This window comes from Paraburkholderia sp. UYCP14C, assembly GCF_004197395.1.
Taxonomy (GTDB): domain Bacteria; phylum Pseudomonadota; class Gammaproteobacteria; order Burkholderiales; family Burkholderiaceae; genus Paraburkholderia.
On the sequence record NZ_SELS01000001.1, the window covers coordinates 373,893 to 381,239 of the forward strand.

At 61.9% G+C, this 7,347-nt stretch carries 11 protein-coding genes and 1 tRNA gene; 3 read left to right on the top strand and 9 right to left on the bottom strand.

Annotated elements, in window-relative coordinates; genetic code table 11:
- Positions 1-12: 12 nt before the first annotated feature.
- The gene (locus tag EVC45_RS01725) at positions 13-525 is read left to right on the top strand and encodes a DUF2231 domain-containing protein (protein ID WP_129956309.1); all 513 of its coding nucleotides are present in this window, start codon (positions 13-15) and stop codon (positions 523-525) included.
- On the opposite strand, the gene EVC45_RS01730 is transcribed toward EVC45_RS01725, so the two are convergent.
- Positions 489-1,001, bottom strand: coding sequence for a CopD family protein (locus EVC45_RS01730; protein ID WP_129956310.1), 513 nt, complete (start codon positions 999-1,001; stop codon positions 489-491). The two genes, EVC45_RS01725 and EVC45_RS01730, sit on opposite strands and share 37 nt — an antisense overlap.
- Complete coding sequence (locus EVC45_RS01735) at positions 998-1,723, bottom strand: cytochrome c oxidase assembly protein (protein ID WP_233852378.1); 726 nt, start codon at positions 1,721-1,723, stop codon at positions 998-1,000. Before EVC45_RS01735 ends, EVC45_RS01730 begins: the two co-directional genes overlap by 4 nt.
- Positions 1,724-2,076: 353 nt before the next feature.
- Between EVC45_RS01735 and EVC45_RS45445 the strand changes: the two genes are divergently transcribed.
- A complete protein-coding gene (locus tag EVC45_RS45445) occupies positions 2,077-2,235 on the top strand; it encodes a hypothetical protein (RefSeq protein WP_168991377.1) in 159 nt (52 codons plus the stop codon).
- A gap of 36 nt (positions 2,236-2,271) precedes the next feature.
- On the opposite strand, the gene yfcF is transcribed toward EVC45_RS45445, so the two are convergent.
- Together yfcF and EVC45_RS01745 are read right to left on the bottom strand one after the other, a co-directional pair.
- Positions 2,272-2,925: a glutathione transferase gene (gene yfcF, locus EVC45_RS01740; RefSeq protein ID WP_129956333.1), complete on the bottom strand. Its 654-nt coding sequence runs from the start codon at positions 2,923-2,925 to the stop codon at positions 2,272-2,274.
- 74 nt (positions 2,926-2,999) lie between these two features.
- Positions 3,000-3,197, bottom strand: coding sequence for a hypothetical protein (locus tag EVC45_RS01745; protein WP_129956311.1), 198 nt, complete (start codon positions 3,195-3,197; stop codon positions 3,000-3,002).
- Positions 3,198-3,406: 209 nt separating this feature from the next.
- Here EVC45_RS01745 and EVC45_RS01750 point away from each other — a divergent pair.
- Positions 3,407-3,491 (top strand) — tRNA-Leu (locus tag EVC45_RS01750).
- Between the two features lie 119 nt (positions 3,492-3,610).
- Here the strand turns inward: EVC45_RS01750 and EVC45_RS45450 are convergent.
- The 5 genes from EVC45_RS45450 to EVC45_RS01770 form a co-directional block, all read right to left on the bottom strand.
- Complete coding sequence (locus tag EVC45_RS45450; protein WP_168991378.1) at positions 3,611-3,763, bottom strand: hypothetical protein; 153 nt, start codon at positions 3,761-3,763, stop codon at positions 3,611-3,613.
- A gap of 64 nt (positions 3,764-3,827) precedes the next feature.
- The gene (locus EVC45_RS01755) at positions 3,828-4,847 is read right to left on the bottom strand and encodes a D-cysteine desulfhydrase family protein (RefSeq protein ID WP_129956312.1); all 1,020 of its coding nucleotides are present in this window, start codon (positions 4,845-4,847) and stop codon (positions 3,828-3,830) included.
- A gap of 78 nt (positions 4,848-4,925) precedes the next feature.
- Entirely contained in the window at positions 4,926-6,122 is a 1,197-nt protein-coding gene (locus tag EVC45_RS01760; RefSeq protein ID WP_129956313.1) for an aminotransferase class V-fold PLP-dependent enzyme, read from the bottom strand.
- A 27-nt stretch (positions 6,123-6,149) separates the two neighbouring features.
- The gene (locus tag EVC45_RS01765; protein ID WP_129956314.1) at positions 6,150-6,623 is read right to left on the bottom strand and encodes a RidA family protein; all 474 of its coding nucleotides are present in this window, start codon (positions 6,621-6,623) and stop codon (positions 6,150-6,152) included.
- A 103-nt stretch (positions 6,624-6,726) separates the two neighbouring features.
- Positions 6,727-7,347 (bottom strand): LysR substrate-binding domain-containing protein (locus tag EVC45_RS01770; protein ID WP_248294999.1); only part of this gene is annotated, 621 nt, incomplete at its 5' end.

The following is a 7,347-nucleotide window of genomic DNA, read 5'->3' on the forward strand; positions in this document are numbered from 1 at the left end:
GGGCACACCACTATGGCAAACAAAGGCAATGCTGGAAGCGAGACGCGCAGCGAAGTGATGCTCGAGTTGCAGCGGCTCGACAAGGGCTCGGTGGTGGCGCTCGTCGGCCATCCGATTCACGTGATGATGGTGCATTTCCCGATCGCGTTCGTCGTCGCGACCTTGGGCGTCGACGTGATCTACTGGTGGACGGGCGACCTGTTCTGGATTCGCGCCGGCCTGTGGGCCGCCGGTTTCGCGTTCTGGAGCGGCGTGGCCGCGAGCGTGGTCGGCACGGCCGAGCTGCTGCTCGTGCGCGGCATCCGCCTGAAGGAGGCGAGCTGGTCGCATGCGGTCGCCGCGATGACGCTCGTCGCGCTCGCCGGAGCGAACTGGGGTGTGCGTCTTTTTTACCCTGACGAGATCCTGCCGCATGGGCTCGTGCTGTCGGTGCTCAGCTCGGTGATGACGGGCTTCGCCGGCTGGCATGGGGGCAAGCTCGTGTTCGATCATGGCGTGGGGATTCTCGTTTCGCCGAAGGAGTGATGCAGCCAGCGGCCAAGTCCGCCGGGCTCGAACAGATGCGGGGCCAGCAGGTTCGAGTCGATGTGGGGTTTGGCCAGCACGATCCAGATGATCGCGACGATCACGAACAGATAGGCGATGGTCAGCGCGATCGCCGAGGCGCGGCTGAACCGGCCGTCGGGCAGATACAGATCGTGCAGTACGAGGCCGGCGAGTACGTGCAGCATCGCCATGATGCCGACGAACACCATCTTCGCGGTGAACCACTCCACGAACGTCGCCTGCAGAAAAATCAGCACGGTGCCGCTCGCGATCGCAACGAAAGCGGCGGGCGAGGTCAACTCCACGAACACGAGACGGGTGATGCGGTGCAGCCGGTCGAGCTCGCTGCCGGCCGCGAGCCCGCGGCGTTGCCAGAACAGATACGGCAGCACGATCAAGCCGCCCGACCAGATCGCGATCGCGGCCAGATGAATGAACTTCAGAAGGGTCGTCACAGTGCGGGCTCTCTGACGCGCAGGCTTGACCAGACGAGCGAAAGTCCTGCCGCGAGATAAGGGATCATCGCCAGTACCCACATCAACAGTCCGGCGAGCTGCTGGTCGGCGAGCGGGGTGAGCCCCCACGCGGCGGTGGTCGCGAAGTGCACGACGTAGAGCGGCACCGGCGCGAACACGATCAACGCGCCGAGTAGACCCATATGGCCGATCGTCGCGACCAGCGCCATCAGCGCGGGGCCGGTGGGCAACGTCGGCGAGAAGATGCTGCGCCACATCAGCCATGCACTGCCGAGCAAGGTGAGCTGCATCAGCCAGTAGCCGGGTACGGTCGACAGTCCCCACGCATAGGGCCCCGGCGCATGCCACAGCCAGATGATCACCGCATGCGCGGCGACCACCGGCACGAGCGGCGGATGCGCGAGGCGAGGTAGCGGAAACGCAAAGGCGAGCAGCGGAGCGACGGCAGCGATCAGAATGATGTGATGAGTGACGCGCGCGGAGAACAATGCCGAAGACAACGCGCAGAGCGGCGACACGAACACGACGACCATCAGCGCGATGGCGACCCATCCCGCCCGTGCATTCGCCGAGCGGCCGCTGGCCACGATCCAGACGAGCGCCGCGAGCGCGACGAGCAATGGCGGATCTGTATTCCAGCGCAGCCACAAGCTTTCGGGGACAGCCGCGGGACCACAGTATGCGACAGGAAAATATGGCATGGCGCGATGTCTTCAACGAGTCCAGGTGCTTCATTAGTACACGCAAGCAAACGCGTGGCACAAAACACCTTTGAATTGTCGGGACGGCTCACGATCCAACTGATCGCTCACGTACTCTAGCGCAAATAAACTGTTTAGGGACGGCTATTTGAAATTTGTAAGTCCTTGCGTGACAGAATGTTTGCAATTTGTCACTCGCGGTTTTTTGCGGGCTGCATTAACGCTGGTGTAATGGCGACGATAAGATTGCAATGGTGCGGCGCAATACTTCAGGGCTATCCCGCCCGGGGCTATCCCGCCCGGGTCTATCCCGCCCGGCGTACTATGATGAAAGCATGTGACGGAGGCCCGCCATGTTTTATGATCCCATTCGCATTCCGGCAATGATCGAATTGACATTGCTTGCAATCGTGCTGATCGTTGTCAGTATCGTCCGCGCGAGACAGCAAAAGGGGCGGGCGCGCAATCGCGCAATGGCGGAGCAGCGAAGTTCGGATAAAACGCGAATGTAATATTCGCGTTTTCTGCATCTTTTAATATTTTCGTATTCAGATATTTTGCTGGTCTTTGCCAAGCGGTGGTCGCTCCAGTTGGACCCACTGCTGAACGCTGGCACGCTGCCATTGTCGGGTGGCGTATTCCTTGAGTCTGTGCGGAACCGGATCGCCATTCAGAACCAGGCGATTGAGCATCAATGCGAGGTCCGTATCCGCGATGCACCAGTCGCCGAACAGGTTTGCCGAGTGAGTTGCGAGCAATGCATCGGCGGCGGCGAAGAGTTTGTGTGCCGCTTCCTGCGCGCTCGCGGAAAGCGGGCCGCCGCGCGATCCGTAGAACACGACTTCGGTGGAACGCTCCTCGCGAATCGGCAGCAGATCGCTGCGCAACCAGGCCTGCACCTGGCGCGCTCGCGCGCGCAGACGCCGATCCTGCGGATAGACCGGCGTATCCGGGAAAGTCTCGTCGAGGTATTCGGCGATCGCCGACGACTCGGATAACGCAAAGTCTTCGTGTATCAGTGTCGGCACCCGCCGCGTCAATGAACGGGCCGCATACTCCGTTGCCTGATTCGCTTTGCTCGCGAGATCGACGGTGGAGAGGTCGAATGGCAAGCACTTCTCGCGCAGGGTCACGAAGACGGACATCGCGTAGGGGCTCGCGAATTGGGCGTCGGTGTAGAGGTGGAGGGAGTGGTGTGGCAAAGGGTCTCCGTTTTCCTTGGGTCTTCGATGTCGAGCTTCGAATACTAACTGCTCGTTCGTCGCCGTGCGGCCTTTCACCAATGCGGATTGGCCATCTCGCAGGCGAGCAGGCAGCCCAACGCCGACACGGTGCCGACCGCGCCGAGACCAAAGCCTACGGCAAGGTTCTCCGTCGTCGTTGCGCAACCCTGCAGCAGGGATATCGACGTCAGCAGCGAGGCGAGAAGAAGACGATGCCGAAGTCGGGAAGAAGACGTGCGTCGTGGTGACATGATGTGTTCGCCGTGGAGGGCGCTCTTTCAGCGCATCAGCGTGCGAGCATAACGGCCCGCCATTTGCCGCATTTCTCGGAGCAACGGCCCACAAGCGTCAGACCTTACGAGCTCTTGCGAGCCGTCGGGCAGCGCTTGAATCGGCTGCCGAACAAAATCACGGGAGGGGCTTCAAAAAAATAATTTAGCTGCTACAATGGCGCCCCTCTGCCCAGGTGGCGAAATTGGTAGACGCACTATCTTGAGGGGGTAGCGCCGAAAGGCGTGTGGGTTCAAATCCCGCCCTGGGCACCATTTCGAATCATCACGAATCGTCGATTCGAATCTTCGAGCGCTTTCTTCAGTCTCAGGCGCTTTCTTCAGACAACGGCGGCCGTATCAGGCCATCGCATCGTCTTTGCTTCTTCCGCTATTCACTTTCGTCGCGCTTCTGCGATCTCCTTTCCCGCTTGTCTCACGAGCTGCGTGAACATCTGCAATGCCGGCGCCTGACGCGTTTCCGAGCGCGTGACGAGGCCGACCGCGGGCATCTCCCATTCGTCCGGCGTTTCGAGAATGCCCAGCACGCCCAGCTTCTGATAGTCCGTCGCGCGCGAGGCAATCCGTCTCCTGCAATACCTGCAGATTCGATCAGAACTCGTTCCGGTAGGCAAATAGGCCGGGAAGTCCGCCGCTCATGACGAATAGAATCTTCTGTCCGGCGGGGTACTTCCCGGTACTCACGTTTTCGACAAGACCCGCGAATGCCTTGCCGCTATACACGGGATCAAGCAACAGACCTTCTATAGACGCCATCAGCCGAACGGCGGCACGCATGTTATCGGTCGGAATGCCATAGCCGGGTCCAAACTGCGTTTCATCGATCGAGATGGCATCTGCACTCACGCGCAGGCTTGGGTCGATCAGTTGCAGCGTCTGGTTCGCTTTCTCTAAGGTAACCGAGTGCGCGTGGCCGGCATTTGCCAATACCGTGAATGCGGCAATGCGCGACGGGTCCAAACCCAGCGCGACAAACCCCGCGACCAGTCCCGCGTGCATACCGCCGCTGCCGTTCGGCACCACGATACGATCGAAAGTCACGTTTTGCGCGTGCGCTTGCACGACGATTTCAGCGGCACAGTCTACATAGCCGAGGCAACCGGCCGGACTCGAACCGCCCAACGGACACACATACACGTTACGGCCCTGCGCTCGCAACTCATTCGCGCGTTCCTCGGCGAATTGCAGTGCGTTGGCGGTGCCGGGAAGGTCATGTATGCGCGCGCCGAATAGCGCGTCGAGTAGCACGTTGCCGTTCTCCACATAGTCGTGGTCGAAACGTGGCACGGCTCTCGTCAGCACCAGTTCGCATTGCAGTCCGACGCGAGCCGCCGCGGCCGCCGTCAGGCGCGCATGGTTAGATTGACGCGCGCCGACGGTAATGATGGTGTCCGCGCCACGTGCGAGCGCTTCGCCGATCAGGAATTCGAGCTTGCGCAACTTGTTGCCGCCGCCACCCAGTCCCGTCAGATCTTCTCTTTTGACGTAGATGTCCGCGCCGCCGAGTCGAGCGCTAAGACGAGCAAGGTGCTGAATTGGCGTCGGACCTTCGAGAAGTACATGGCGCGAAAACTTCGATAAATCGAGGCGGTGCGATGAGGCGGAGTTCATGGTCGTGTGCGGGCGATTGAGTTGAACGAGACGTTTCCATTCATTTGACTGACGCAAAGTTCTCTTCGACTTGAGTGCTCAATGCGTCAACGTTCGTATTGCTGCCAGTAATTTATCGACTTCGGCGTCGGTGGTCAGATAGCTGACCGATGCGCGCGCGATCTGTGTCAGCCCTCGGCTGGTCATATCGAATGGCGTGTACGCGACGCCATTCGAGCCGATCGTGATGCCCTGTGCCGCCAACGCGCGTCGCACCGACATGGCATCGAGTCCGGCGACGTTGAACGACACCAGACCGGATCGTTCGACACCCTGGTCGAGCACGGACACGCCCGACATCGTGGCCAACCGCTCGCGCAATGTCTGCGCGGTCCGATCGATCTGCGCGCGGATGTTGTCGATGCCGATTTCCAGCGCTTCGTCCAATGCATTCGCCAATCCGCAATGCAGCGCAATCGATGCTTCAGATGATTCGAAACGCACGGCATCGTCGCGCAGTGCCGGTTCGCCATCGGCGTCGAGCGGTGCGGAATACGTGTCGACGAAGGCTGGCGTCAGGCGGGGCAGGAAATCCCGCCGAACGTAAAGCAGCCCGGTGCCGCGCGGTCCCCGCAGCGCCTTGCGACCCACGCCCGCCAGCACATCGCAGCCGACTTCGGCGACGTCGATCGACAGTTGCCCGATGGCCTGCGCCGCATCGACGAAATACGCAATGCCGTGACGGCGTGCTATCTGCCCGATCGCGGCGGCCGGATTGATCAATCCGCCATTGGCCGGCAGCCACGTGAGCGCAATCAGCCGGACCCGGTCGTCGAGCATGGCTTCGAGCGCGCGAGGATCGACTCTGCCGCTGGCATCGGAAGGAATGGTCTCGATCGATGCGCCCGCGCGCTGCGCCACGAGACGCATCGTCGCAAGATTGCCGCCCCATTCGTGCCGCGCAACGAGGATGCGTTGTCCTGCGCGCCACGGACCCAAGGCCGCGAAAGCCGCGCCCCAGCCCGGCGAGTTGCCCGTCGTCAACGCGATCTCGGCGGGTTGAGCGTTCAGCAGGCGGGCGGCGAGCGTACGCGCCCGCTCGGTCTGTTCGCTGGCGGCCGCGCCCGCTTCCATGGGTCCCATCGACGCTTCGCGCAACAGATGCGCGTGAATCGCTTCGAGTGTCGCAGCCGACGGCAGCGACGCGCCCGCATGATTGAAATGCGTGGTACTGCGAACACCGGGTGTGCGCGCGCGCATTGCGTCGATGACGGCAGGCGACAGTGGAGAAGACATTGGCGGCTCCGAGTGTATGAGTTGAATTCAGGCGTTCTTCAGCGCGACAACCGCCTCGACTTCGACGGCGACCCCGGCTGGCAGCGACGCAACTCCCACCGCGCTGCGTGCGTGCCGGCCCGCGTCGCCGAAGATCTGCACCATCACGTCGGACGCGCCGTTGGCAACCGTGCTTTGAGCACTGAACGCCGGCGTGCTGGCGATGAATACGTTCAGGCGCACGACGCGTGCCACGCGCTCGAGCTGGTCGTCCGTTGCCGCGACGATCTGTGCGACCACACCGAGCGCCGACAGTCGCGCGGCCTGAACGCCTTCGTCGTCGCTGATATTGTCGCCGAGACGCCCGAGATACGCAGGTTTTCCGTCGCTGCGCGAAATCTGACCGGATATGTAGAGCAGATTGCCTTCCTGCACGAAGGGCACGTAATTGGCGGCGGGTGCCGACGCGGATTCGAGCGTCAGACCGAGGCTGGCGGCGCGGGCGGTAATCGAAGAGGTCATCAGTGGCGTACCGTTTGGTGACGAGAAAGCTTCGATGCTATTGATTCGCGCCGGGTGTGACCAGCGAATATTCTTGCTCGACGCATGAGCCAAACTAATGCGTTCACGCAAGCCGGTCCTGCTGCGCCGTTTGCATGATCCACGAGCGGAATGCGCTTGCGGCGGCGTCGAGCTTGCCTTTACGCGTGACGAGCCACCACCCGATGCGCGGGTCGTCGAGCACCGCGTCGGGCAGCGCCGGCACCAGCGAGCCTTGCGCGAGCTGCTGCGCGATCAGTCGATGGCGGCCCATGGCGACGCCTTGTCCGGCGAGCGCCGCCTCGACGACGATGTTGTAGTCATGCAGTTGCACGCGTTGCGCCTCGCCGAGATCGAGGCCGGCATTGCACGACCACGCTTCCCACTCGAACGAATGCGTCGAATACGAAGTCAGCAACGGAAAACGCAGCAGGTCCAACGGTTTGCGTGGACGCTTTCTGCCTGCGATCAGCGACGGACTGCACACCGGCGAAAGACGCTCGGACATCAGCTTTTGCGAACTGACGCCGGGCCAGCCGCCACGCCCATAGCGGATCGCCACGTCGACTTCGCCGCCCGACACATCGGCGAGGGCGATGTCCGGCCGCAATTGCAGGTCGACTTCGGGATGCGGCGGCTCCGGTTTTTCTGGACACAGAGTTGGGGTAAAACGTGTGATCCAAACTGGAGTAGTTGATGTTGAAGA